The 24,807-nt window shown below is 48.7% G+C and carries 19 protein-coding genes and 1 pseudogene; 15 read left to right on the top strand and 5 right to left on the bottom strand.

Annotated elements, in window-relative coordinates:
* Positions 1-320 precede the first annotated feature (320 nt).
* The 8 genes from R6H26_RS11730 to R6H26_RS11765 all read left to right on the top strand — a co-directional run bounded on the left by R6H26_RS11730 (position 321) and on the right by R6H26_RS11765 (position 10,223).
* Positions 321-2,459, top strand: coding sequence for a GumC family protein (locus tag R6H26_RS11730; protein ID WP_404790614.1), 2,139 nt, complete (start codon positions 321-323; stop codon positions 2,457-2,459).
* 204 nt (positions 2,460-2,663) lie between these two features.
* Positions 2,664-4,091 (top strand): O-antigen ligase family protein, encoded by a 1,428-nt coding sequence (locus R6H26_RS11735; RefSeq protein WP_404790613.1) that lies wholly within the window; start codon positions 2,664-2,666, stop codon positions 4,089-4,091.
* A gap of 159 nt (positions 4,092-4,250) precedes the next feature.
* A complete protein-coding gene (locus R6H26_RS11740) occupies positions 4,251-5,375 on the top strand; it encodes an exostosin family protein (RefSeq protein ID WP_404790612.1) in 1,125 nt (374 codons plus the stop codon).
* Between the two features lie 6 nt (positions 5,376-5,381).
* Positions 5,382-6,125, top strand: coding sequence for a glycosyltransferase family 2 protein (locus tag R6H26_RS11745; RefSeq protein ID WP_404790623.1), 744 nt, complete (start codon positions 5,382-5,384; stop codon positions 6,123-6,125).
* A gap of 322 nt (positions 6,126-6,447) precedes the next feature.
* Complete coding sequence (locus R6H26_RS11750) at positions 6,448-7,338, top strand: glycosyltransferase family 2 protein (RefSeq protein WP_404790610.1); 891 nt, start codon at positions 6,448-6,450, stop codon at positions 7,336-7,338.
* A 28-nt stretch (positions 7,339-7,366) separates the two neighbouring features.
* Positions 7,367-8,305: a glycosyltransferase gene (locus tag R6H26_RS11755; protein WP_404790609.1), complete on the top strand. Its 939-nt coding sequence runs from the start codon at positions 7,367-7,369 to the stop codon at positions 8,303-8,305.
* 81 nt (positions 8,306-8,386) lie between these two features.
* Positions 8,387-9,397, top strand: a complete 1,011-nt coding sequence (locus R6H26_RS11760; protein ID WP_404790608.1) for a DUF6625 family protein — start codon at positions 8,387-8,389, stop codon at positions 9,395-9,397.
* 37 nt (positions 9,398-9,434) lie between these two features.
* The gene (locus R6H26_RS11765; protein WP_404790624.1) at positions 9,435-10,223 is read left to right on the top strand and encodes a glycosyltransferase; all 789 of its coding nucleotides are present in this window, start codon (positions 9,435-9,437) and stop codon (positions 10,221-10,223) included.
* A 202-nt stretch (positions 10,224-10,425) separates the two neighbouring features.
* Here R6H26_RS11765 and R6H26_RS11770 read toward each other — a convergent pair whose 3' ends face one another.
* The 4 genes from R6H26_RS11770 to R6H26_RS11785 form a co-directional block, all read right to left on the bottom strand.
* Positions 10,426-10,662, bottom strand: coding sequence for a GMC oxidoreductase (locus R6H26_RS11770; protein WP_404791298.1), 237 nt, complete (start codon positions 10,660-10,662; stop codon positions 10,426-10,428).
* A complete protein-coding gene (locus R6H26_RS11775) occupies positions 10,652-11,200 on the bottom strand; it encodes a hypothetical protein (protein WP_404790625.1) in 549 nt (182 codons plus the stop codon). The genes R6H26_RS11770 and R6H26_RS11775 overlap by 11 nt, the downstream gene beginning before the upstream one ends.
* Complete coding sequence (locus R6H26_RS11780) at positions 11,158-11,952, bottom strand: NAD(P)-binding protein (protein WP_404790626.1); 795 nt, start codon at positions 11,950-11,952, stop codon at positions 11,158-11,160. Before R6H26_RS11780 ends, R6H26_RS11775 begins: the two co-directional genes overlap by 43 nt.
* Before the next feature lie 214 nt (positions 11,953-12,166).
* On the bottom strand, positions 12,167-12,817 hold the full coding sequence (locus R6H26_RS11785; RefSeq protein WP_404790627.1) for an NAD-dependent epimerase/dehydratase family protein: 651 nt from the start codon (positions 12,815-12,817) through the stop codon (positions 12,167-12,169).
* Positions 12,818-13,257: 440 nt separating this feature from the next.
* Here R6H26_RS11785 and R6H26_RS11790 point away from each other — a divergent pair, with 440 nt between their 5' ends.
* From R6H26_RS11790 to R6H26_RS11815, 6 genes are all read left to right on the top strand, one after another.
* A complete protein-coding gene (locus R6H26_RS11790; protein WP_404790628.1) occupies positions 13,258-13,650 on the top strand; it encodes a hypothetical protein in 393 nt (130 codons plus the stop codon).
* Between the two features lie 94 nt (positions 13,651-13,744).
* Entirely contained in the window at positions 13,745-14,758 is a 1,014-nt protein-coding gene (locus R6H26_RS11795; RefSeq protein WP_404790599.1) for a glycosyltransferase family 2 protein, read from the top strand.
* 94 nt (positions 14,759-14,852) lie between these two features.
* The gene (locus R6H26_RS11800) at positions 14,853-15,836 is read left to right on the top strand and encodes a glycosyltransferase family 4 protein (RefSeq protein WP_404790600.1); all 984 of its coding nucleotides are present in this window, start codon (positions 14,853-14,855) and stop codon (positions 15,834-15,836) included.
* Positions 15,837-15,962: 126 nt separating this feature from the next.
* Positions 15,963-16,937, top strand: coding sequence for a hypothetical protein (locus R6H26_RS11805; protein WP_404790601.1), 975 nt, complete (start codon positions 15,963-15,965; stop codon positions 16,935-16,937).
* Positions 16,938-17,020: 83 nt separating this feature from the next.
* The gene (locus tag R6H26_RS11810; protein WP_404790602.1) at positions 17,021-18,883 is read left to right on the top strand and encodes an ABC transporter ATP-binding protein; all 1,863 of its coding nucleotides are present in this window, start codon (positions 17,021-17,023) and stop codon (positions 18,881-18,883) included.
* 45 nt (positions 18,884-18,928) lie between these two features.
* A complete protein-coding gene (locus R6H26_RS11815) occupies positions 18,929-20,260 on the top strand; it encodes a hypothetical protein (protein ID WP_404790603.1) in 1,332 nt (443 codons plus the stop codon).
* Positions 20,261-21,393: 1,133 nt separating this feature from the next.
* On the opposite strand, the gene R6H26_RS11820 is transcribed toward R6H26_RS11815, so the two are convergent.
* Positions 21,394-22,065, bottom strand: coding sequence for a glycosyltransferase family 2 protein (locus tag R6H26_RS11820; protein WP_404790629.1), 672 nt, complete (start codon positions 22,063-22,065; stop codon positions 21,394-21,396).
* Between the two features lie 634 nt (positions 22,066-22,699).
* Here R6H26_RS11820 and R6H26_RS11825 point away from each other — a divergent pair.
* Positions 22,700-24,639, top strand: a pseudogene (locus R6H26_RS11825) (protelomerase family protein).
* Positions 24,640-24,807 lie beyond the last annotated feature (168 nt).

Raw genomic sequence — 24,807 nt, forward strand, 5'->3', positions numbered from 1 at the left:
ATCCAAACAGTTGTTCAACTCTTTTTTTCCTAGTGATACAGCATGACCGTGCCAAACATAACCGTCTCAAAAGTGTGACAAAAAACTAGGGACATTAACTCTTAATCTCGGAAAGTAGTTTGTGGATATTTTGTATAGAGTAGGTTGATAGTGAAATACTTTTTTCTTTGGAAGTCCCTTGCAAACGTTTCTCATCTAAACCGCATAAGTTCTACTCTATATTCATTACAGGAGATACAATTCTAAGATAAAAGAACCTCGTTGCCTCAAAGTTTTCAACAGGGAAACTTAAAACAGCTCAATTTTCTGGAGATACATGTATGAATGAAATGCCTTTGTTAACAATAGTGATAAAGCGTAACTTTTGGAATGCACTTGCTGCATTCACCTCGGCTATTGGCGCATCGTTAATCTATTTAGTCATTACGCAACCACTTTATCAAGCATCGTCTAGACTTATACTTGATGAACGGCGCACTAGTGTGTCTGAATTAGGGCGAAATTTAGCAACAGCACCCGTGCCAGGAAATGCTAACCCCATTGCCACTCAAGCTGAATTAGTTACTTCGAAACAGCTTGTAGTTAGGGCCCTCAGTTTAATCCAAAATGTGGATCGCGGACAGAAACCACTCCCTACAGCAGATGAAGTGAAAGGTCGACTCCAGGTTAAAATTTTACCAGCCACAAATATTCTCGAAGTTATTTACCAGAATCCCGATCCTCGAATGGCAGCGGAGGTAGTGAATGCCATTGCGAGGGCCACAGTTCAAGAGAGTGGGGAAAGCATCCGTCGAGAAGCTTTCTCAGTTCGGCAGTTTATTGAATCTCAAATACCACAGCAGGAAGGAAAGCTACAGCGAGCAGAAGCTGAAGAGAGCAGATTTAAAGCATCCCGAGGGGTTATTTCTATAGATACTCAGTCGAATAGCCTTGTGGCCAGTTTGACAACTATCGAAGATCAAGAACGTACTTTGATCGCTCAGTTACAAGAAGCTCAGCTAAAAAACGAGCGGCTACAACGTGTCACCGGAGTAGATGGAGTCGAGAGCGCTTATATTTCATCTCGAGTTGGACAAGATGAAGAGCTCAAGGACTTAAGGCGCCGACTATCTGAAATGGATGCTCAAGTCGCCGACAAACGTTCTCGATTGGCAGATCAAAACCCGGAAATGTTAGATCTAATTCAAAAACGAGATGAAACTCGGACGTTGTACAGACAGAAGTTAGCACGTGTTAATCCAAGAAATCAGACCGTCTCTGGAACTATGGCATCTGACGACTTAAGCCGCAATTTAATGGCTGCTTACATTGCAGGCGAGGTCGATCGCAGTGCGATGAGCGAAAAACTCAAGGCTCTGGAAAATCAACGTAAATCTCTGCAGGCAAGCATCGCCCAATTGCCAGCCGTACAAAGAATTCTCAATACCTTAGTCAGGCGTCGCGAAACAGAAGCGGAAACCCTCAAACTCTTGAAGAATAATTTAGAGCAGGCACGAATTGCAGAAGCTCAGCTTGTCAGTAACGTTCGCATTGTCGGACTTGCTACACCGCCCTCTACTCCAAACAGCCCTAAGCCTAGATCGATTTTGCTTTTGGGGGCTGCTTTTGGTTTCATATCGGCAATTGGTATTGTTCTATTAGGTGAAATGTTAAGAAATACCGTCGGTAGTGCAAGGGAAGCCGAAACTCAACTCAAGCTACCCATACTCAGCACGCTCCCTCGCCTTTCACCAGAACTCGATCGAGAATTTTTGGAAAGTTTTTTAGACAATTCTATAGCGATAGAACCTTATCGAAAGTTGCTCAAAACACTGGAGAGCAATAGCGATAATAACCTGAAGGCCATTATACTCAGTAGCATTGTTGATGAAGAAGGAAAATCGAACGTTGCCGCTCGCCTTGCTAGCGTATCAGCAATGTTATCTCGGCGAACGCTTTTAATTGATGCCGATTTGAGTCGTCCTTTACAACAAAATTTCTTCGATCTTCCAGCTATTCCAGGCCTAATTGATGTAGTAAGTGGGAGCATACCCCTCCTATCAGCCGTAAAATCAACGGGAATTCCTAATTTAGAGATATTGACAACAGGCCAATGGCTTAAACGCCCCGCTCAGGTACTAGAAGCTGCTGCCATGTCAACGTTGTTAACAGAAGCAAAGAATATGTACGATCTTGTTATCATTGATGCGGCAGCGGTTAGTCTTTACTCTGATGTCATGACATTAAGCCAACAGACCAACGGTCTAGTACTAGTGGTACGTCCAGAAATCACTCCGAAAGCGATCGCACTTCAGACAATCGCGGAGCTAAAAGGATGCGGCACTAAAATTTTAGGGATGGTAATCAACGAAACACCTGATGCGGTCAGAATACATAACTCTAATCTAATGCATGAACTTGTGAATCCATTAGAAACCATTACAGAGAACCATTCAGAACGCCCTTTAGAAAGAACGTGAAGAAGGTTCTAAAAATCTCTTACCACTTCAGAATAAATTCAGACATCGACTTATACATTCATTTTTTAGCAATAATGAATGTATAAATTAGCCTGGAGTGTATATTGAACTCTTCTGAAGACATCATTCTAAGCTAGTTCGATTTACGAAATAATTTTAGGGCCAATAGATTGTCTAACTATCGTTTCTAGAAGTATAAAATTCATGGTTTACTCAAAGTATTTAATCGGAGTTATTGGCGTTCTAATAGGAATAGCTAGCATATTTTTGACAGGGACTAAGTCATTATTTGTTATTTCAATTTTATTTATTCCTGTACTAATTCGTTTCTTTTTCAAAAATTTTGAAGTAAGTGTAGTTGGACTCTTAATTCTCAGATCGGCACTCGATCCTTTCACAGATCGGGGATTGACAGGGGCATTTGCAGTCGGGCTTTCAGGTTTAACAATCATTTATACGATCGTTCGCCTTCTTTCAAAACAGAAGGTTCAAATTGACTCTTTCTTTTGTTTTTTTGCACTTTGGGTCGTTTTACAAGGCTTGTGGGTCGTTTTGCTACCCTTGGGTGGTCTGGGTTTTGGTGGAGAGTATCTCTCTGATGCCGTACGAGAATGGGTACGCATATTTTCTTGGCTCATGGCTTATCTACTTACGCTTCAATTAAAAGAACGTCTCTCTCCAGAAAAATTTGTTAACTATCTTTTTCTAGCTCTAGCCATACCTATTGGTGTAGCATTTCTCCAACTTCTAGTTCCCGATCGCTTACTACCAACTTTTTTAGCCATAAACCGCAATCAGGAAAGTCTTCGAATTAATGGAACGCTAGGCGTAGCAAATACATTTGCTACGTTTCTCGTTTTTTTTATCGGCCTAACTTATTGGAAATTAAACAATACTCAGAAACGTCTTCCTTGGGTATTACTACTGATTGTACTTGTTTTCTTCTTGGTTAATACACAAACATTGGTCGGCATTACCATGTTACTGGTTTTGATCCCTTGCCTAATCTTGTCTCAGCTTAATTTTAGAAATTTAATTAGCTCAGTATTATTAATTTCTTTAATGTTTGGGATATTTTTAAATACAGATTTCGGTCAAGAACGCTTAGCTTCAATAGCGCAAACACCATTATTCAATTCAGATATTGACATATCGCGCGCCGTCCTACTTTCATCTCAAGATTCAAATAGTTTTAACTGGAGAATTGCACAATGGACTGCACTCTTAAATCATTGGAAATTTTCACCAGTTTTAGGGTATGGACTTCAAATGACAGATTATTTAGGGCCGATGTTCGCCTGGGCGCACAATGACTACATTCGCGTACTTGTGGAAGAGGGCGTGGTTGGTTTTACTCTTTTTCTATTATTTTTAGGAACTCAGTTATTACGACTACTTAGATTAATCGTTTCTCCATTAACAGTAAAATCTCAAAAAAGCTTTTGCCTAACTCTATTTGCAAATATGCTAGCCATAATGGTTGGCATGCTAACCGAAAATATCTGGAGTCACACGGCCCTCTTTTTCTATTGGTTCTCTATCTCAGCGATCGCCAATTGGAGTTGGGGCGATCCGGAAGGAAAACTTGTCTTAACTCCAGAACCTAAAATACGCCTAACACACTTTGGATAAATTCCTAAGAAAAGGTCTAAATTTAAAATCGTAAACTAGCACAGTTTATCAAACATAAGACTTATTCTGGATTTAAATCGTTGCAAGTATGATAGAGCACGAGCTATATTTTAGTTAGAAACAAGTATTGATAAATATTGAGACTTTACCAGGCTTCGTATGAGCAAGTCGTCTAACAGCCCAGAAACAGCCAATCTAAGACAACTAAATATTTATACCGACCCGACTTATTTACCCGAAGGAATCCCCCATATTTTCTTTTTATCCGGCTTTTGGGGAAAGAATAGCGAAGACATTTCTAATCCAAAAACTCGTTGTTATGATGAATACATTAAAATCAGTTCCGATTTTTTAAACATGGTTCGAGTAGAAGATGCTCAACTAGCCATTTTACCTTTTGATTGGTTTCAAGGAAAAGACCATCCTCAAGGTTTAGAGTTCGCCCGAAACATGGCCCAAAAGGCAGCACTTCAAGGCATCCCACTCGTCATATTTTGCTTAGATGATGCAACCACAGCAATTGATTTAGAAAACAGCTTAGTCTTTCGGACTTCGAGCAACCGTTCCAGTCGCCAGCAAAACGAGATTGTCATACCTGCTTGGAGCGAAGATTTTGTAGAGCATTATTGTCACGGTCGAGTCCAACTGCGCAGCAAGTCCAGCCGACCCGTCATCGGCTATTGCGGCTATACTGCCCTGGTAAAACCGCGAAATCATCTTACCAATCATCTCCGCCTGAAGTTGGGCGCACTCCCTGGGATGGCCCGGATTGTCAAAAAAGTGGGAATCGAATTAGTAAAGCATCCCCTCCCATGGCTGTACGGTTCGCGAATTCGATCGCAGGCACTGTTCGTCCTCTCAAAAACGCCAAAAGTGGAATGCAATTTTTTGATTCGGGACTCGCTTCACCATACTGAAAAACTAACCTTATCTCAGCGAGAGCAGTTTGTTGAGAATATGCTCAATAGCGACTATATTCTTTGCACTCGGGGCGGGGGCAATTTTTCATACCGCTTTTACGAAACGCTCAGCTGCGGGCGGATCCCCGTATTCGTCAATACCGACAGCGAACTGCCCTTTGAGCGCTGGATTGACTGGAAGCGTTATTGCGTGTGGGTTGAAGAAGACGATCTCCCTTACCTAGGAGAACGCATTCGCGAGTTTCACGCTCGACTCACACCGCAACAGTTTCAAGAGTTACAAATTGAATGTCGAAAACTATGGGTAGAGTGGCTTTCACCCCAAGGATTTCTTAGAAACTTTTACCGTCACTTTGAGTCTTAACGACAGATGAAACGCATCCACGCTATTTGTTTAGTTAAAAACGAAGGAGATATCGTTGCCCAGACCCTGCATTACGCGAGCAGCTTTTGTCATAAAATCTACGTTTTCGATACCGGCAGCAATGACGACAGCTGGCAGCAAGTCAAGAAATCGGCCAGCGATGTCGTCATTCCCTTTCGGCATGAAGACGTACCCTTCTATGATGGATTGCGCGCTCAAGTCTTTAATGCAATCCGCAGCGATCTAGCCGTAGGAGATTGGTTATACATTTTAGATGCCGATGAGTTTTTAGCCGAAGACCCCCATAAGGGTATCCGCATTGCCGAAGCAGAAGGCGCCCAGCAGATCAACACAGCTCAGTATAATTTTCACTTCACCGATGCAGATTGGGAGCAATATCGGCAAGGTTTAGACTCGCGGGACTACCCAATTTCCCAAAGGCGGAGATATTATTGTTTTACCAATATGGAGCAGCGCTTATTTCGGATTGACTCCGATTTAACCTGGCCAGACTGCATCAATGCCGAAAATCCCCACGGCTTCATGGCTCCCCAAGGCTCCAGAAAGTTAAAAAAGTGTTCCTACAAGATTCCCAACTGTCACTATCAATACCGCGATCCAGAGCAGATTCAACTGCGACTGCAAACGCGGCGAGCTGCAAGAGAAACCAACCGACATAACTTCGTTCACTATCAATCTCTAGATACGGATATGAACTGGCAGCGCTATATTGCCCTAGTCAAAAATTAAACTACTACAACAATGACGGTGTTTTTAGGATTCGATTAGAAGAGCGGATCTCCCTGTTCAAACAATTCTTCGGCACCCGCGATTTTTTCCGTTTTGACTTTTTGGTCAGATAAGCGGCTAGGCCTCTTTAGGTAAGATGAGCTGCGAAGTTAGAGCCATTATTTTCAAACGTATTACCCTCAAACGAGGGCTATCGTAGCGGCTGGGGCCGCTGTTACCAGGCATGCCGAGCCTTAGATGCTAATCGGGGAGTTCCGGCTCAATTCATTCGACCGTTCCAGAAACCATCCTTACCCAATTCGGATCCTCTACCTTTATCGCTATGACCACTTTTAGCGTCATTATTCCGGTCTATAACGCCAGCACCTATATTGAGCAGTCTTTAAACTCGGTATTCGACCAAAGCTATCAAGATTTTGAGGTCATCGTCATTGACGACGGTTCGACGGACGATACTGCCGAGCAGGTCCATCGGTTTTCCGATCGCGCTACCCTGCGCTACGTTCATCAATCCAATGCCGGCCCTGCAGCAGCCCGCAATACAGGAATGAAAATGGCCGCAGGTCAATTCATTGCCTTCCTAGACGGAGACGATCTATGGCACCCTCAAAAGCTTGCGGCCCATTTGAGCCGCCTGCAAAATTCGCCTCGGATGGGCATGAGCTTTAATTGGTTTGAAGTGCTTTACGGTTATCCAGACGGCAAGCGCCTTCAACCTTGGTTTTTCCCACCCACTCAATCCACGCTGCGCTGGGCCGATTTTCTCGAGCGAAACTGGACCGGAACGAGCAGTACAGTTGTCGTACGAGCGGAATGCCTTAAAGATCGATGCGGTTTTGACCCCCGATTTCGAACCGGGGAAGACTATCACCTCTGGCTAGAAATTGCAAAGGCAGGGTGGGAAATTGGCTTTATTCCCGAAATATTGACCGTTTATCGGAAGCGGCCTAGCAGTCTTACGGTCAACTACTTACAAATCGCGCTCGATGAGCTATACATCATGGAAGAGTCCGCACGCGGTTGCGAACCCAACGCTCGAACAATTCTCGAATTTGCCATCATGCGTCGTAAAGTGGACGTTGCTTGGGCGTATTTCAAGACCGGACAAAAAGAACTGGCCTGGCAGGCATTGCAGAGGGGGTACCGTGCTGTCCCTCAATTCATGGCAGAACGGATCCTACGTAAATGGCTGCATCGTCCCTTGACCCCGTAGATGACTCAATAACGTTAAAAAATGCGCTATGAATACTGACCTGCCGATGCTTTCTGTAGCGATCCCCGTCTATAACGAAGAGAACGAGATCGCCGAGCTCCTGGATTCGCTGCTCGCCCTCAATTGGCCGAGCGATCGCCTGGAAATTCTATGCGTCGACAACAATTCGACCGACAAAAGCCTCGAGATCCTGCGCGCTTATCCCACCATTACCGTCCTTCAGGAGGCAACGCCAGGACCCTACACGGCGCGCAATACCGCAATCCGACACGCTCGAGGAGAATTTATTGCGTTTACCGACGCCGATTGCCAGGTCAGCCCGAACTGGCTGCTCGAACTGTGGCAGGCCTTCGATAGCCCGCAGGTGGGCGTCGTCGGCGGGACCCTGATCCCCCGTGCCATTAGCAACTCCATCGATTACTTTGAAGGTTGCGTCCTGAAGAGTCCGAACCACAGCCACGGATCCGCTCGCACGCAACCCTACGTCGTGACGGCCAATGTCATGTACCGCAAGGCGATCTTTGACGAACTCGGACTCTTCGACGACCAAAACTTTTCCGGGCCAGATGTAGAAATGAGCTGGCGGGTGCTGCAATCGGGTCGCTATACGCTCAAAATATGCGAGGAAAACCAGGCGGTCGTCCGGCACCGCTATCGCACCCGGTTCAAGGATTTTACATACGTATTAGAACGGGATGCCTACGGATGGTTTTTTCTCACCTCCAACCACCCCCACATGGCACCCGTTCCCCAGCCGATCAAGTACTTCGTCAAGCTGCTCTTGGGGCTGATGGTTTACCCGTGGATCGCTCTAGCGCGGGTGATCGTGGCCCCCATTCGACGATCGCCCGCTTGGGAACTACCGCAAGATTTACTCCGAATCGCGGTGTTATGGCATCACTTCATGGGAACCTGGACGGCAAAGCTCGCCTACGAGGGCCGACAGCCCCCGCGAATCCTGCGCTGACCCCATGTTTTCGCCTCTTTCAAACCCTAGGAAGGCGATCGCCAAGCATTGATATCAACCTTGAAGGAAAAGCATTTGGGTATGAGCCGTATTGCACTGGTCATTGTTTATGTCGGGCCTCTGCCCGACTATTTTCGTTACTTTTCAGAATCAGTCGCTCGCAACCGAGACATCGACCTCGATGTTTACCTTTTTACCGATCGAGTATCTCAACCCGATCTATCCGGCAACCTCAAACAAATCCCCTTAACGCTGGAACAATTTAACAAGCTCGCATCCGAAAAACTAGAGATTCCAGTCAGTGTAAACTGGGGATACAAGCTCAGCGAATTCAAACCCGCCTTTGGGGTAATTTTTGAAGAGTATCTAAAAGATTACGACTTCTGGGGATATTGCGATCTAGATATTATTTTCGGAAAAATAAGTCACTTTATCACGGAAGAGATCCTAACAAATTATGACATAATCAATGCTTCCGAAATGCAGCTAGTAGGACATTTTATTTTATTTCGCAATAATTCTACAGTGACAAATTTATTTCGCCAGACAGAAGATTATATCAAAATATTTACCGACAACGATCGGTATTATAATTTCGATGAATCCTGCATGCGCTTCTACCGCAGACCCTTCTCTTTTGAAGAGTTGCAAGAAACATCTCAACTCGCTTCCCTCTACGATATCGTGATGAATTTAAAGGAAAAATACGATCTTAAAATATACATGAATGTCATGTGCCGGGAGGAACCCCCCTTCGACATTATTTATCGAGATGGTACATTCTTTGATTCTATCACCCAGAAAGAGTTTCTCTATTTTCACTTCGTCAAAGCCAAGCTATTTTACTTGTTTTATTTTTACCTGCCACCGATGCAAAATTTACCCGATGAATTTAGTATTGTCACCGGAGGAATCATTCCAGGTTCTCCAGATAATTATTTAAATAAATTGAGGTGGGATATCGAGCGATCGCTTTTTATTCTAAAGTATTTTCTCAAGAAAATTTGGAGCAAATTAAAGTTTGAATCGCAGCAAACATTACCGGGATGGGAGCGCAGAGAATTGAACGGCGATGCAAAATCCTCAGAGTAATCTTAACGTAAGCCCCGATCGAACAAAAATTTGCCCTATGGAATACCCCATTAGCGTCATTATTTGCAGTCACAATCCTACGCCCGCGTATCTCCATCGAGTCCTCGACGCGCTTAAATCCCAGACCTTGCCGATGGAACAGTGGGAACTTCTGTTAGTCGATAACGCCAGTCAAGAATCTCTAGCCGAGATCGTCGATCTGAGTTGGCATCCCCACGCTCGCCACATCTTCGAAGCGGAATTAGGGCTGGTTAACGCTCGCTTGCGCGGGCTCAAAGAACATCAAGGCAAGCTTTGCGTGTTTGTCGACGATGACAACGTCCTCGACTCGGATTACCTGCAGATCGCCCTTGAGATTTGGCACGCCCTGCCCGCAATCGGGGCTTGGAGCGGCCAAATCGTTCCCGACTTTGTAGGCGGAACCCCTGAGGAATGGACGCGTCCCATGTGGAATCTCCTCGCCCTCGACCAATTTGAGAAAGATGTCTGGTCCAATATCGATATGGTAGAAACGATGCCTGTTGGAGCGGGCATGTGCGTTCGCAAAGAAGTCGGGCAGCAGTACGTCCACCTGCTCGAGACCGATCGCCGGCGGTTGCTTCTGGGACGTCGCGGTAAAACAGGTCAGATCTTGGCAAGCAACGAAGATACGGACATGGCGCTATCGGCTTTAGACATCGGGCTGGGAATGGGAAAGTTTACCCGGTTAAAGCTCACCCACATCATTCCGGCCAGTCGGCTCACCGAAGCGTATTTGCTCAAGATTCTGAAAGGAATTGTCTATTCAATGAGGGTTATGCACTATTTAAGGGGGTGCCCGAGGTGACCGAAGTGCATTCTTGGCGGCGCAAAATACGTCTTTTTCTATACAACACATTGATCATGACGCCGCTAGAACGCAAATGCATGCTAGCGACGAGGGAAGCAAAGGCCCTCGCCGATCGACAAATTGAAGCGCTGAACGACAATACGACTGTCAGCTTTTGATTTCTAGATCGGCTTCGGGGAGTAGAACTCAATATTGGCACTCAAGGAAGAGAGGCGCTGTTTCGAATTAGAAAATCGGCAGCTCGCATGGCGATCGCCATTGCGGTCAGCGTTGGATTCTTTTCAACGCAGGTTGTAAAACAGCTGGCATCGACGACGAAAACATTTGGAATATCGTGCATGGCATTAAAAGCATTCAATACCCCAAAGTTCGGGTTATCGTGCATGCGAATCGTCCCCCCGAAATGGACGGACGTTCCGGGGGGCTCAATGGCAATGTTTTTTAGGGCGAAACTGCCAACCCGCTACCTCCATTAACGCCTCAGCCGCACGGCGACCGTCTGCGAGGGTTTCGAGGTCTTGGCGATCTTGGCAAGTCCCGATCCTCAGCAGCGGCAAGCCGTATTCATCCTTAGCCGTAGGGTGGAGGGAAACATGCCGAGACTCTTGGGGGACTTGAGTGCCAAAGCAGGCAAATAGCAGGGAGAATTCGCCCTCTTGCAGCGATTGCGGGGCCAATCCCAGATTGCCGCGCAGTTTGGCATTAGCAAGCGGTTTTTTATCGAGCGCGCCAGCATAGATCTGAAAACCAGTCGTCCGCAGCGGCTCTGCTTTTGCGTAATCTGGGCGAGTCAGGTATGACATCAAGGACTGCTTTAACGGAGGGCGATCCACATCGTAGGTATAGGCCGCATACATGTTGTCGTGGAGATATCGACCGATCAGACCGCTAGCATTGTCCACGCCACTGACACCGTTGCCAGAACAGGAGTTCAACAGAATGTGGGTCGAGCCCAACTGCCCGGCAGCCAACACGACCGCTTTGCCCGCTTGAAAACACAGCTCGCCACTTTGGCGATCGATATATTCAACCCCGCCGCGGCAGCTTTCGTTTGATGCAGTTGCAAGCGGGTGACATGAGCGTTACTAATAAGGCGAAAATTTTTGCACCGTCGCAGTCGAGCGAGCAAACGAATGCCAACATTAGCGGGCGAAGGAATTTGACTGAGGATCGTTGAATTGCCGTACACGTGATTGGTCGGAACCAACCAGCGATCCAGCTTTGCAGCCGCTGCAGCAAGATCGGAAAATTCCTGGGGAACGTCGAGAACGCGACTTACTTGACAAGCAGGAAGCACGGGGACCGATCTCGTACCGCCACGAACGCCAATCAGTTGCTCGACACGGTTGTAATAAGGCTCGAGATCCTCGTAACGAATGGGCCAACAAAACCGCTGCGAAACTAACTCGCCCTGCGTAAAATCCTCTGCGGCAAAACGCAGCACCACTCCGCCCCAAAAACTACCCAGCCCTCCCAGCAAATGGGCCTTAAACCATCTCGTCAGAGGGTCGCCTAAATTCTCAAAATGAGGGTAGGTGACCCGATCCCGAATCTCTAACGCATAAGGGCAGTAGATTTCTCGATCGCAAAGACGGACGTGCAAATGCTTCGGAAAACTGCAGCCCGATTCTAACAGGGTTACCTTAAAGCCAGCCCGAACGAGCGTCCAAGCCGCAATGGTACCCGTCGGACCGCTGCCTACAATCACAACTCGATCGTCTGACATAGATATTTACCCCATCTCCGGGCGGTTTTGATGCCACCATTCCCGAATTTTCTCCATTCCAGTCGCCAAAGAAACTTGAGGTTCAAAATTCAAGCGATCGCGGGATTTTTGATTCGAAAATATCGGCCGAGCGACCAACGTCCGAAATTCGTCGGGAGATGGATAGTAAATGGGTTTGCCCCAAACCGCTTTCGCAATGGCACTCGTCCCTTCCCTAATTTTTTCTTTTTTGAAGCATTGTCGAGACTAGCTCTCTAAAAAAAGGGATGGAGTCTTGCCACTCGCATTGGTAATCGATCGGCAAAGTAATTAAAGCTTTTTCCCCTAGAATAGATTCGTAACCCGTCAGCAATTCTCTCCAGCTCACGGGCCGATCGAGACTGATAATAAAACGTTGCCCGTGCAGATCGGAGATTTCGCAAGCGCGAATAATCGCCATCGCAGCATCGTCGATATAAATTGGATTGCAGTAACCCGTACCGGACCTCGCGAGCGGAATAAACGCGGTTTTCATGTGGTTTAGCATTCGAGCCGTCTCGCCCCGCGCTCCAGGACCGTAAACCCGACCGAGTTGGAGAACGACAACTTCGGTACCGCCCGTCTCTATCCCCAAAACGAGTTTTTCCACCGATTGATAAATGGACGTCTGAGGCCTGAGAGATGAAAGATAAGGCGACTCTTCCGCGATCGCGATGGAAGGGGGAGGATCTCCATAAACAGCTGTCGAGCTAATGCAAACAAATTTTTTAACTCGCGCTTCAGCACAGACCTTTAAAAGGGTTTGAGTCGAGTCAAGGGCAAACCCGAACTGCTCCTGCAACGGATCGTGAGGGTTGTGCCCCAATGCACGACGCAGCAGTCGCAACCGACAATGTGAGGGAACAGTTCAGAGCAGTTCGAGAGATCTAATGGCACGTCGAGAACGTTTTCTCGATTGCAAAACGCTCGAGACATCCGGTCGATCGATACTAGAAAAAGGGGAATGCGCTGCAATAACATGATGCCCGCATTCCAGCATTTTCATAATAAGAGCTTGACCGATGAACCGCTGGCATCAGTCACAAAAATTTTTAATGCAGGCATTCTGTCGAGCGTTTTTCGAAAAGAGAGTTAGGCCACAACAATAGAATACCCACGCTCCAGTATTTTCATAACAAGCGCGCAATCGAGAAACCCACGAGCAGGAGCAAAAAAGTTTCAAATGTCACAAAGCCTATCTGGATAATAACAGATTGCCTTGAAGTTATTTAATTTTAAAAAAAATGTTTTAAAGTCACTTAATTTTAATTAAGTTAATTAACTATTTTGCAATCTGCTCTGTCTGGGGAAGAGACGTTGTTGAATGCCACCTTAAAAGCGCAGGGAGAAGGATTTTATTACAGCCCCCAAGCCGCCGTGTCCCACTGGGTTCCCAAGGAACGGATCCACCCGGAGTGGCTGGTCCAGCGCAGTTACTGGCAGGGTTATTCGGTTGCTTTAGTCGATCATATCGTGGGCAAATCGTCGCTCTACCAGCGCTTGAGCAGCACTTGGAATCTACTCAAACGCGTTTTGGACCTCAATCCGCTCGTCTTTGAGTGCTTGCCTCGACCCAAACGCCCCATTCCAATCGGACCCATGCAAATTGGACTTTTGGATCGGGCAAGGCTAATTTTGTCTTGGCAGTGGGGCTATTTTTCTAAAGTTTGGTTTGGCTGACGGTCGCCCTAGCGCGTTGCTCAGTCGGCGATCGCCATCCTTTCGCGCGATATATATTGTCTTTATTTTTGCGATTTATAAAGGGATCTAAATTATGGGAAAACCGACGATTATCTGTCTTACGCCTGTCAGAAATGAAGCCTGGATTCTGGATCGGTTCTTGCAGTGCGCGAGCCTTTGGGCAGACCATATTATCCTCGCGGACCAATCGACCGATAACTCGGCAGAAATCGCCAGTCGCTACCCCAAAGTAACGGTCGTCCGCAATCCGTCAACGGGCTACAACGAAGCCGAAAGACAAAAGCTCGTGTTGGACGAGGCCCGCAAGATTCCCGGACCTCGGCTGCTGATTACCCTCGATGCCGATGAAGCCTTCACGGCCAACTTCACGACCAGTCCCGAGTGGCAGACGCTGCTCGACGCCCCCATGGGGACTGCCGTTCGCTTCAAGTGGTGTAACTTGATGAGCGATCTGGAGCATTATTGGCAGGCGCCTTGGGATTATGCCTGGGGCTTTATGGACGATGGCAGCGAACCCACCTGGAGCACCTTGCATACGACTCGGATCCCGGCTCCGTTGAACGCTCCGGACATTCTGATGCGGGATATCAAAGTGATGCACTTTGCGTTTACCGACGATATGCGCCGGGAAAGTAAATGGCGCTGGTATCAATGTTTCGAGCGAGTTGTGAATCCCCACCGCAGCGCGATCGAACTCTATCGGCAATACCACGAAGAAGATAGCTTGAGGCCCGACCAAATCCGCCCCATTCCGAGCCATTGGATGCAGGGTTACGTGGAACGGGGGATCGATATGACGAGCGTTCGCCGTCCCCATCGTCCTTGGTGGGATAAGGAACTGGTCGATATGCTCGACAAGTATGGTGCCGCGCACTTTCGACGGCAGAATATTTGGACGGTCGATTGGGACGCAGTGTATCGCGAAATCTACGGCAAGGATCCCTCGCGTCCGCTGAGCGATCCGCGCAACAAGATCGACAAGTGGGTTCATCGCTGGTTGCGCTCTTCTCAGGCCTATTATCAGCCCTACAACCGGACGTTTGATATCCGCTACATCGAACGGTTTCTCAAAATTCTGGGCTGGTGAGTCGTTCGAGATTCCCGTTTTTCGTCGCCGCGCAACTGGCTGTCTTTCCCATTCGTTCCATGTATTATCAAAATGACAAGAGAATCAAAACAACATGAGAAAAAAAGTGTTGTATGTGGTCCATCGATACGCTCCTTTCCCTGGAGGTTCTGAGAATTACGTCCGTAATATGGCAGAGGAAACGCTTCATCGCGGTCATGAAGTTTGGGTGTTGGCAGGCGAACATAAAGGCGACTTGAATGGAGTTCGCGTCACAAAAAATCCATTTATTCTTCTGAAAAAATGGGATTTAATTGTGGTTCATGGTGGCGATCTCCCGGTTCAAAAAAATCCGATCGTGAGACTGACATTAGAAAGCGCGAAAAGATTGAAATCGCCCATGTTGCTCATGTTAATTATTCCTTCAGACAGTCGTATCTATCAGAGAGCGACTCGAGCGGTTAAGTACGTTGGTTGTTCTACAACAGAAGACTGGGAATTGGTCGAACGTGAAAATCTATTGCCGAAATCGGTACAAATCCGACACAGTATCGATGAAAAAGTTTCTATTGGCATGCCTGGCTTCCGCGCGAAGTATGGGATCGAAACAAAATATATGTTTTTATCGTGCGGTGGGTATTGGCCGAATAAAGCGATGCGCGAATTGGTCAGTCTATTCGATCGCGTCGATCGCGAGGATATAACGCTTGTCTTAACGGGTTACGATAATCGATATAATTTGATGCCGGAAGAGTCGAAATTTGTGAAACCCTTCATGATCGACGACCGGAACGATGTTATCTCTGCTATTTTAGAGGCAGATTTATATGTTATGCACTCGCACCGCGAAGGTTTTGGGCTGGTGCTGCTCGAATCGATGCTCAATAAAACGCCTTGGGCGGCGCGCAACCTCGCGGGTGCAAAATTAATGAATAAATTTGGTTTTGCCTACGATACAGACGAACAGTTATTAGATTATATGAAAACATTTAGCGGTGCTCCTCAAAAACAAATAGAAGATGCATATATATACGTTACATCGAATCATTTAGTTCAAAATACTGTCGATGATATTTTGCAACTAACTTTGACCTCCTGACCGCTTGGAAATCAGTAAAGATCGACGGGGTGGAAATTTTAAAGGACTTAACGCACTGCCCAAAGAGTATTTCTTTATGTTTTACTCGGGACAATTAAACTAAAGCAAATTAAACTAAAGCCAGAAATGATTAACTTGATTTGGTGGAAATTCGAGCCTAATTATGCTTATGAGTATGACTGGCTCTGTTTGTTATTATCTGGCTTTAAAGTAAATCATATCGTTGATTTTGAGAATCGGGTTTGCGTCGATAATGCGATCGTTGTTGCCAACCTCAGTCAATCGTTTTTTATGGGTTCAGGGGCTCAAAAGAGTTACAGCGAAGAGCGCCAGCAATTTTATGACTATATCAAGCGCTTCAAATCTGCTGGAAAGAAAGTGGGCTTATTTCATTTAGGAGATGAATTTTATAGAGAATCTACGAAATTTTACCAAGATCTAGATTTTGTTTTTAGACAATATTATAAGGAAGAGGATTGTAGGAAATACAGCCACTGTCACTATCTTCCCATTGGCTATAAGTCTGGTTTTAGTCACGAGTTGGTCGATCGATCTATGGCTGAGAGGCCGTATTTATGGTCTTTTGCGGGCCATCTTAAAGGATCTCGATTTGAAATGATGAAATATGCCAAACAGATTTCAGGCGGTAAATTTCACGCAACGAGTCAATGGAACGATCCCAATGCATTGTCCACTCAAGACTATGCTGGCTTGTTGAACGACACGAAGTTTTCCTTGTGTCCTATGGGAAACTATTCGGTGGATTGTTTTCGCGTGTATGAATCCTTGGAAGCTGGCACGATCCCGATTATTGAAACTAAATCGATGGCTCGTGCTTTGGCAGTTTTATTTAATCCACAACTCATTCTTAAATATGGAAGTCGAGATAAAAACTTTTGGTTGAGAAACTATCAGTATTGGGAAAAGGCATATCCTTCGGATTTTCCCTGCCCTTTGATTGATGATTGGAGGAATTTAGGTGACTTAATTCAGTCGGTCGATATAGAAAATTCATCTAAAAAAATAAAAATATGGTGGCAAGACTATAAAAAATCTTTAATCCGAAGGGTTGAATCTACGGTTGAGGGAGCCTTTTCTTGAAAACGGAATTGGAGGGTCGCCGCGAAGGATTCTCGTGTCATCGGATTTCCATTATGTAATTTTTTGAGAGATACGGAGATACTGTGAAACGGCAAGAAAAACGATCGAATCGCCTTTGGCAAATGCCTCAAATATTTCAACTTGGCAGTCGTTGGCAGAGTGCTAGGCGGCTCATGCAAGTTGGAAAGCAAGTGTCGCGCAAGCCGCTCTATATTGGATTTGTTGCGACGATCGTGGCAGCGCTGCTGGATGGCGCGGGTATCGGTTTGACCATTCCTTTTTTACAACTTCTGCTCAGCGAGAATACTAAATTTAAATTGCCCGAACTTCCATTTCTTCAAGAACAAGCGCTTTGGTTGCTCGGCCAGCCCAAAGGGGTTTTACTTTCTCTTTTTAGCATTATCTTATTGGCTTCTGTCTTGCTTAAAGTCGTTTTTAGCTATTGGGCCGATGACAGTACGAATATCTACCTCCAAAATGTAGTCGCTCTCTTTCGCAAGCGCCTTTATGAAAAATACCTGCACGCGCCAATCACCTTTTTCGACAATGAAAAGATGGGCACGTTGTCGAATATGATGTCGGAAATTCACAACATCAACATTCTGATGAGTTGGGTCATCAGTCTTTTTATCGCGCTTTCCGTCTTAACGGCTTATATTGCCACCATGGTTTTGCTGTCGTGGCAGCTCACGTTGCTCATTATCGTGCTGATTGCCGGGGTCGGCCTGGGTCTCAACCGACTGCTGAAAAAAATAAAGCCCTTGGGAAGGGCAGAGTACGAAGCCAGAGAAGCAATGCATATTCGATATCTCGATACGCTGGCTGGCGTGCGAATCGTCCAGTCCTATGCAACTCAAGACTTCGAACTCAAGCGCTTTAATCAGCTCTGCGACTCAGTTCGGGATAGAACGATGTTGTCTCTTAAAAAAATGAGGCTGATCGACCCGCTCACAGAACTGGCCACCATGACGGTGGCGCTGCTGATCTTGGTCTGCAGCTATAACTTTTTGATTGTCAAAGGATTGTTGGGAACGTCGGAGTTGTTGACGTTTATGCTGGCGCTGATCAAGATTCTGCCAGTCACCAAGCGCATTAATGCTGCCCGAGGGGCCATTCAGCAGTTTTCACCTTCCCTCGCGGTGGTTGCTGACACTTTGTCGTCCGAGCACACGGCAGCACTGGTGTCGGGGACGCGCAAGTTAGACCGCTTGCAAAAGGGGATTAGCTTTCGGAATGTCAGTTTTTCTTATAACGGTCGCACCAACGCGATCGAAGATTTCAATCTGGAAATTCCCTACGGTCAGACCGTTGCTTTGGTCGGGTTTTCCGGGGCGGGAAAGTCAACCGTAGCCGTACTCGTGCCTCGATTCTACGATGTCACGAAGGGGTCGATCGAAATCGACGGTTGCGATATCCGCGACTACGATCTCAATTCCCTCCGGCGGTGCATTGGAACGGTCAGCCAGGATACTTATATCTTCAACACTTCCATCCGCGAAAATATTGCGTACGGTCTAGAAGATGTGAGCGACGAGCAGGTTGTAGAGGCCGCTCGGTTTGCCAATGCGGATGAATTTATCCAACAGCTATCGGCAGGATACGATACCCTCGTTGGCGATCGCGGCGTTCAACTCTCCGGCGGGCAGCGCCAGCGGATCTCAATTGCGCGAGCGATCTTGCGGGATCCTGATATTCTCATTCTGGACGAAGCGACCAGCGCGTTAGATTCTCAGTCCGAGCGTTTGGTGCAGGAAGCCCTGGAGCGGCTGCGCCAAAATCGAACGGTTCTGACGATCGCCCACCGTCTCTCTACGATTCGCAATGCGGATTGCATCGTTGTCATGGAGAAAGGTCGAATTGTCGAGTCCGGGCAACACGAGCGGTTGCTCAGTCAAAAGGGCACGTATTGGTCGTTCCACAACGTGCAGTCCGTTCCGATCTCCTGAGGGGGAGAAGTCAATACTGTTTGCCAATCCATTGAGGCTGAAGCCGTGAAGCCATCTTCAAACAGATTTTTCGGGAGACTGAAGCAAACCGCCTTGGGGTTTGCGCTGGTCCTGTTGGTCTCGATCGTCGGCAGTTGCGGAGCGAGCAAGATGGCTGGCACGATCGTCGATGCGACCCGCGTCCCCGATCTGTCTTTTAGCCCTCAACTGAGTCCCTATTTACCCCATCCGACCGCGCGCTCGCGAACCGCAGACGAAATTTACGATCGCACGGCAAATCCCAGCATTACGCTGCCGCCGGAGTATGCGGCCAAGCGCAAAGAGATCGTCCGCATGTACCAAGCTGCGGGATTCGATCTCTCCTTAGACAAAGAAGAATTGCGCAAACTGCGACCGACCGCGTGGTCTCCGATGACGCCCCAACCGCTCGCGGGCAATTATCCCCAGCCCTACTCGATCGACGCCCCGTTCTACCATAAAATCCCCTCGGATTGGCCCCGAGTCCAACTGCCGATCGGTTACGTTCAGACGGGTCACATCTCAACATTGGGCCCTCCGGGCGACGGTTCCGACGGTTTTGGGATCGGTCTGGTGATTTCTAAGGCGACCGATCCGGTGCGGCGGATCTCGCTGGCAAATGGAGCCTACGCCAAGACGGGCGTTTGCCCCCAACACAATCCGTTCAAGGGCTACAACACGACCACCCGCATTCGCAATAGCGCCAACGTGCTGCTCGGGGGAAATGGGGAAGGCGTTCCCTATCAGTCTTCGGATCGCACCGTCATCTGGTTGGACAGTTCCGATAACACCATCGTGTCCACCTGGATTTCGTCGCCGGACTGCGATCGCCCCGATTTAGGTACAAAGCTGGGCGACTGGTCTGGGGAAGCGGTCACCCCCAAAGAAAAGTTGCCCAACTTGGGGGACCAGTGGGGCATTAATGCTGCGGCGAAGTCGGACCTCGTGGCCTTGATTCGTCCTGGAGAGGCGATCGACCCCGAACGACCGATTCCTCACGCCCTCACAGGTCCGGTGGATAAGGCCTGGAAGGCGATCGTCTACCCCGCCAACAATGTGGACAATTCGATCGACCAGAACAACCGAGGATTGCTCGGATACGGTTTTCTCGTGCAGCTCGACCCGAACTTCGATTTAAAAAAGCTCAAACTGTCGCTGCCGGCTCGCCGCATCTTGGAAGCGATTCAAACCTACGGTTGGTATATGGACGATACGGGCGTGCGAGATTTCGATATTAAGGGAAATTTTAGCGGTGCGGAGTTTGCGCCCTATGGGGGCGTGAAAGCAGTCGATGCGGAGATTTTGGCGGTTCTCAAGACCCAGAAGCTTTTCGTCGTGCCGCCGCTGGTCAAGAAATAAGAAACGCGTCCCGTCACATTTTGCACCTCTTCTATCCCGCACCTCAAACATGCACTATCGAGATTTTAAAAACTGGATTAAGCGAAGCAACCTCGCTTGGCTCGCGAAGGCGCTCAAAAGAATTTTATCGCTCAAAGATAGGCTTCTCGAACTCAAAAACAAGTGGTTTGCAAGGACTTGGCCGGATCGGTCGATCGTCTATTTCGCGGGTCACACGATGTACGAGTGGTCGCCGCACAGTCTCAACGTTGGCATTGGCGGTTCTGAAACGGCCATTATCCATCTGGTTAGGGAGTGGAGCAAGTTAGGGTATGCGGTGACGGTTTACGGGAATTTTGGAGATAAAGCCGGGACGTACGATGGCGCGAATTATCGCACCTACACTCAATTCAATCCATACGATACGTTCGATACGCTGATTATTTGGCGGCGGGTAGATGCGATCGACTTCTCTTACAAGGCGAACAGAGTTTGGTTTGACGCGCACGATGTACTCTATAAAGACCAATTTAACGCGCAAAACTTGAAGAACGTACAAACGATATTTTTTAAGTCGAAATATCAGCGAGGGCTGCTTCCCCAAGTTACAGAAGATAAGTTTGCGATTATTCCGAATGGCGTTAGAAATTCGCTCATCGATATTGATGTCACTCGTAAGAATCCTTATAAACTCATCTATGCATCCAATTATCAGCGGGGATTGGAACCGATGCTGATTCATGGATGGCCGATTATCAAAAAGGAAATTCCAGAAGCCGTCCTGCATATTTATTACGGATGGGACTTTACCGATCTCATGTATGGCGACAATCTGGACTACCGACGCTGGAAAGACAAAACGATCGAATTGATGAAGCAACCCGGCATCATCGAGCATGGCAAAGTCGGTCAGGATGTTTTGATTGCTGCAAAGTCGAGTGCGGTCATCCACTATTACGCGACTACCTTTGAGGAAATAGACGGAATTTCCCTCCGAGAATCAGCAGTGCTCGGATGTTTGCCAGTGACGACAGATTATGCCGCTTTAGTAGAGAAAGAATATTGTTTGAAGCGTTCTGGCGATCCGAACGATCCCCGTACGCAAGTTGCTGTGGCTCATCAAGTCGTAGAACTGCTCAAGGATCCGGTTAAGCTCAAGGAATTGAGCCAAAATGCTCGCGAAGTGGCGTGCGCTGAGACGTGGGATAACATTGCCAAGCGATGGATAGCAAACTCTGCCCTTTGCGACCCAACTGCTCGCAAAAACCGCCCGCCTTTTCGAGGGCATCGCGGCGATAAATGACGTTTGCACCCCAAGGATATTCATCGTCTTCAAACCAGCGCGGGACATCTCCGCCATCGAGCATCGTGAAGAGCGTTTCCATCACCGGGGTAACCCAGTCCGGTCGGGGGATCTCCCAGAGCGGGTAAATCGGGCCGCCGATGCTGACGGGTTTGGGCTGCACCGTTTCAAACACTGTCAGGATGGCTTCAATCCATCCCTGGCAAGGAATGGCATCGTCATCTAGATACGCAATGTAGGGACTTTGAGAGACCCGCCAGCCCGTATTGCGCGCCTTAGAGAGCCCTTGCATCGGTTCGTAGACGTATCTAAAGCGGGCAAAGCGGGCTTGAAACGACTGACAGATCGCCGACGTGTTATCCGTAGAGCGATTGTCCACCACCAACACTTCAAACGCGTCGCTCGGAAGCGTCTGCTGGGTCAAAGCCTCTAAGGCTAAAAGGAGACGATCGGCACGGTTATAGGTACAGATGACGACTGAGATGAGCGGGGTTTGGTTTACAACGTTTGCGTGTTGCGACATACTGCCTCGATCGTCCACTTAGAACTCCACATTCAACATCCTCCCACCGCCAATCGGAATACCGATGTAGCGAGGGATTCCAAAGATCGCGCTTTAGATTTCGGACTGCTCGACAAACACCCCCCTCAAACGTTTGTCTGTTCGGTCCTGCCCCTGCAGAGCTAGGCAACCGACGGTCAATTTTGACAAGCTCGCACCCGTCCCGCAGCACTCTTACAGATGAGTTGCCTCACCCGTTCCCCCACTCGCAGCGTCGATTCACCGAGCTCGCCTGTCAAAGCTTCCGCGCGCCAGTGCGTTTGTATACGCCAACCGTACACAAACTAGCATCTAGATCGGCAAAATGTCCCGCACGGGAATTTGGATGCACCCGATCCCTGAAGGCTCTTTCCATGCCTCACACCATAGCAAATATTCCAAAAAGCTCAAGCGCTCGATCTTTTATGGCCGATCGCTTTTTCTTCGCGGGTTCGAGATGGTATACATACGAAGCGGAGGCAGCATTCCGCCACAGCAGTTCAATTCATCGGATAGTTCGCGCGCTATGTCTCGAGCCGATATCATTGATGCTTTTTGCGATCGCATCCACCGAGGAAATCGCCTGAGATTGTCTGGAGACGACTTGACCCAACTCATGGCGGGATTTATCGAGCTGCTGCAGGGGGTCGATTCTGAGGCCGAGATCGAGGCGCTCTGCGCGGCTGAAATCCGACTGTTGGAGCGGGGGTACCCGCAGACGACCTTAGCCACCAAGTATTTATCGAAATACCGCAAAGCGATCGAAGCGGCGATCGCAGACGGAACGCTGAGGCTGACGGCAGGCAACAGCCATCAATACATCCACCGGCAGCGCGTGACGGGCGTCCAGGAGACCCGCACGGAACATTGGGCCTTGACCCACCTCAAGTATGACCCGGAGGTCTACGAAGCGCTGGACAAACGGCAGTCTCAGATCAACCGCAGCAAGCAGTTGAGTTTGAAAGCGGTATCGGTCGACCGTTACCTCCAAGCCTTGCAAGATTTGCTCGCGGGGTCGGGGAAGTTTGAGGCGCGACGGTTGGCGATCGCCATTGCAGGGCTGACGGGACGGCGCATCGGGGAAGTGGTGGCTCGCGGCTCGTTTCAGCTGACCGACCATCCCTACATGCTCCATTTCGAAGGCCAGCAAAAACAGGCACGCGAAGGATACGACATCGTGACGCTCGTGCCAGCAGCGACGCTCTTCGAACGCGTTCGGCACTTTCGGCAGTTACCGGAGGTGCGGCAGTTCGCCGAGCTAGAAGCAGAGGACTTGAGAGCGGCCATCAATCAGTTCGACGTTCAAGCCAATCGCGTCTGCGATCGCTATCTGGGCCGAACGGGCGTGGTCCCGACGTTGGGAGGAAAAAAGCCGTCACGGTGCACGACCTGAGAAGTCTGTGGGGTGCCGTGGCCGCCTATTTCTTCTGCCCCCAGCACCACCACGAATATGCGTTTCTCCAGCACTATTTGGGGCACGTCCTGGATTCGGGCGCTACGGGTAACTATTTTCGGTATCAGTTGGTCGACGATCGGGGACACCCGCTCGGGGATAAAGGGATACTCCTAGATCGGGTCGGAGCGCTACCATTGATGGAAGAGGAGAGCGGAAACACTGCTGCGCCGTCCCCTCAACCATTGCCGCTGCTAGAGTTGCTCGATGGGTCCGAAGCAATGGAGAACGCCAAGCAGAAGCCATCGAAACCAAAGGAACCCAAACGGGCGATCGCCTCGCGCCAAGAGACCGCCGCCGTTTCGCAGCAAGATTTAGCCGAGCTTCAAAAGGCGTGGCAGCTCGAATTGGAGCGCGCGCGCGCGGCCCTGCGGTCGGAATTTGAGGCCCAGATCCAGGCCGTTCGCATCGAAACCAACGGAGGCTGGTTCGTGCGCCGCGTGGAAGGATTGGAGCGCGAAAACCTCGACCTCAGACGGGAACGGGATCGGGCGATCGCCCAAGCCCAAGAAAGCCAAAGTTATCGAGAAAAACTGGCGCAGCTTCAGGTTGAAAACGCGGCCCTCGCCCAAACCTTGAAGCTGGCGCAAGACAAACTGGAGGGCTTCCGGCTGCTGCTCGATGGAACGGAGACGATCGCAACAGAACGCGCCAGCGAAGATGCGAGCACTCAAGAGCTTCCCCCCATCCCGTCAGAACAGCTCGACGCTCCGCCGATCGCGGCAGCGCCCCTCGAACCCGTTGCGACACAGCAAGCCGAACCGAGCCAGCCCGCTCGACCGACAACCCCTCAAGCGAGCGCGGACCTTCCCAAAGCGCGCGGGCCTAAGGCCGGCAAAGCCTTTCAACGGGCTGAGGCGATCGTCCTCGCCATTCAGGACTGGAATCGCCTCCACCCGTCCGAATCCTTTGCGATCAATGGCGGGATATTGGAGAACGTCTTCAGGATCCACCGCCAAGCCGTCAAGGAATTCTTTAACACCTACCAAAACGAACTGTGGGATTACCATCAGGAAATCGGCGTCGAAAGCCCCCGCTGGCACAATCGCGGCAAGGACACGCAAAAACTCAAAGCGTTTGTCACCCAAAGACTGCAGGGCTGAGCGATGGCCCGCAGAGGGTTCGCTTTGTCCCAACCCGCACGTCGGGTTACACTAACAAAAGATTTTTAAGGTAGGGCGATTCGAGACCGGATGGATGTCAATCTGTTACCCAGCGAACTATTCATCCAAGCTTTTCTAGGGTTGGGGTCCGTGCTCGCAGCCGAGGTG

Source organism: Altericista sp. CCNU0014 (assembly GCF_044923475.1).
Classification (GTDB): Bacteria; Cyanobacteriota; Cyanobacteriia; order Thermosynechococcales; family Thermosynechococcaceae; genus JAAURS01.

Coding starts and splice junctions, on each gene's coding strand:
- R6H26_RS11795 (WP_404790599.1), top strand. CDS start 13,745: ATGGGAAAACCGACGATTATCTGTCTTACGCCTGTCAGAAATGAAGCC.
- R6H26_RS11745 (WP_404790623.1), top strand. CDS start 5,382: ATGAAACGCATCCACGCTATTTGTTTAGTTAAAAACGAAGGAGATATC.
- R6H26_RS11760 (WP_404790608.1), top strand. CDS start 8,387: ATGAGCCGTATTGCACTGGTCATTGTTTATGTCGGGCCTCTGCCCGAC.
- R6H26_RS11755 (WP_404790609.1), top strand. CDS start 7,367: ATGAATACTGACCTGCCGATGCTTTCTGTAGCGATCCCCGTCTATAAC.
- R6H26_RS11800 (WP_404790600.1), top strand. CDS start 14,853: ATGAGAAAAAAAGTGTTGTATGTGGTCCATCGATACGCTCCTTTCCCT.
- R6H26_RS11750 (WP_404790610.1), top strand. CDS start 6,448: ATGACCACTTTTAGCGTCATTATTCCGGTCTATAACGCCAGCACCTAT.
- R6H26_RS11730 (WP_404790614.1), top strand. CDS start 321: ATGAATGAAATGCCTTTGTTAACAATAGTGATAAAGCGTAACTTTTGG.
- R6H26_RS11765 (WP_404790624.1), top strand. CDS start 9,435: ATGGAATACCCCATTAGCGTCATTATTTGCAGTCACAATCCTACGCCC.
- R6H26_RS11780 (WP_404790626.1), bottom strand. CDS start 11,952: ATGTCAGACGATCGAGTTGTGATTGTAGGCAGCGGTCCGACGGGTACC.
- R6H26_RS11805 (WP_404790601.1), top strand. CDS start 15,963: ATGATTAACTTGATTTGGTGGAAATTCGAGCCTAATTATGCTTATGAG.
- R6H26_RS11735 (WP_404790613.1), top strand. CDS start 2,664: ATGGTTTACTCAAAGTATTTAATCGGAGTTATTGGCGTTCTAATAGGA.
- R6H26_RS11820 (WP_404790629.1), bottom strand. CDS start 22,065: ATGTCGCAACACGCAAACGTTGTAAACCAAACCCCGCTCATCTCAGTC.
- R6H26_RS11740 (WP_404790612.1), top strand. CDS start 4,251: ATGAGCAAGTCGTCTAACAGCCCAGAAACAGCCAATCTAAGACAACTA.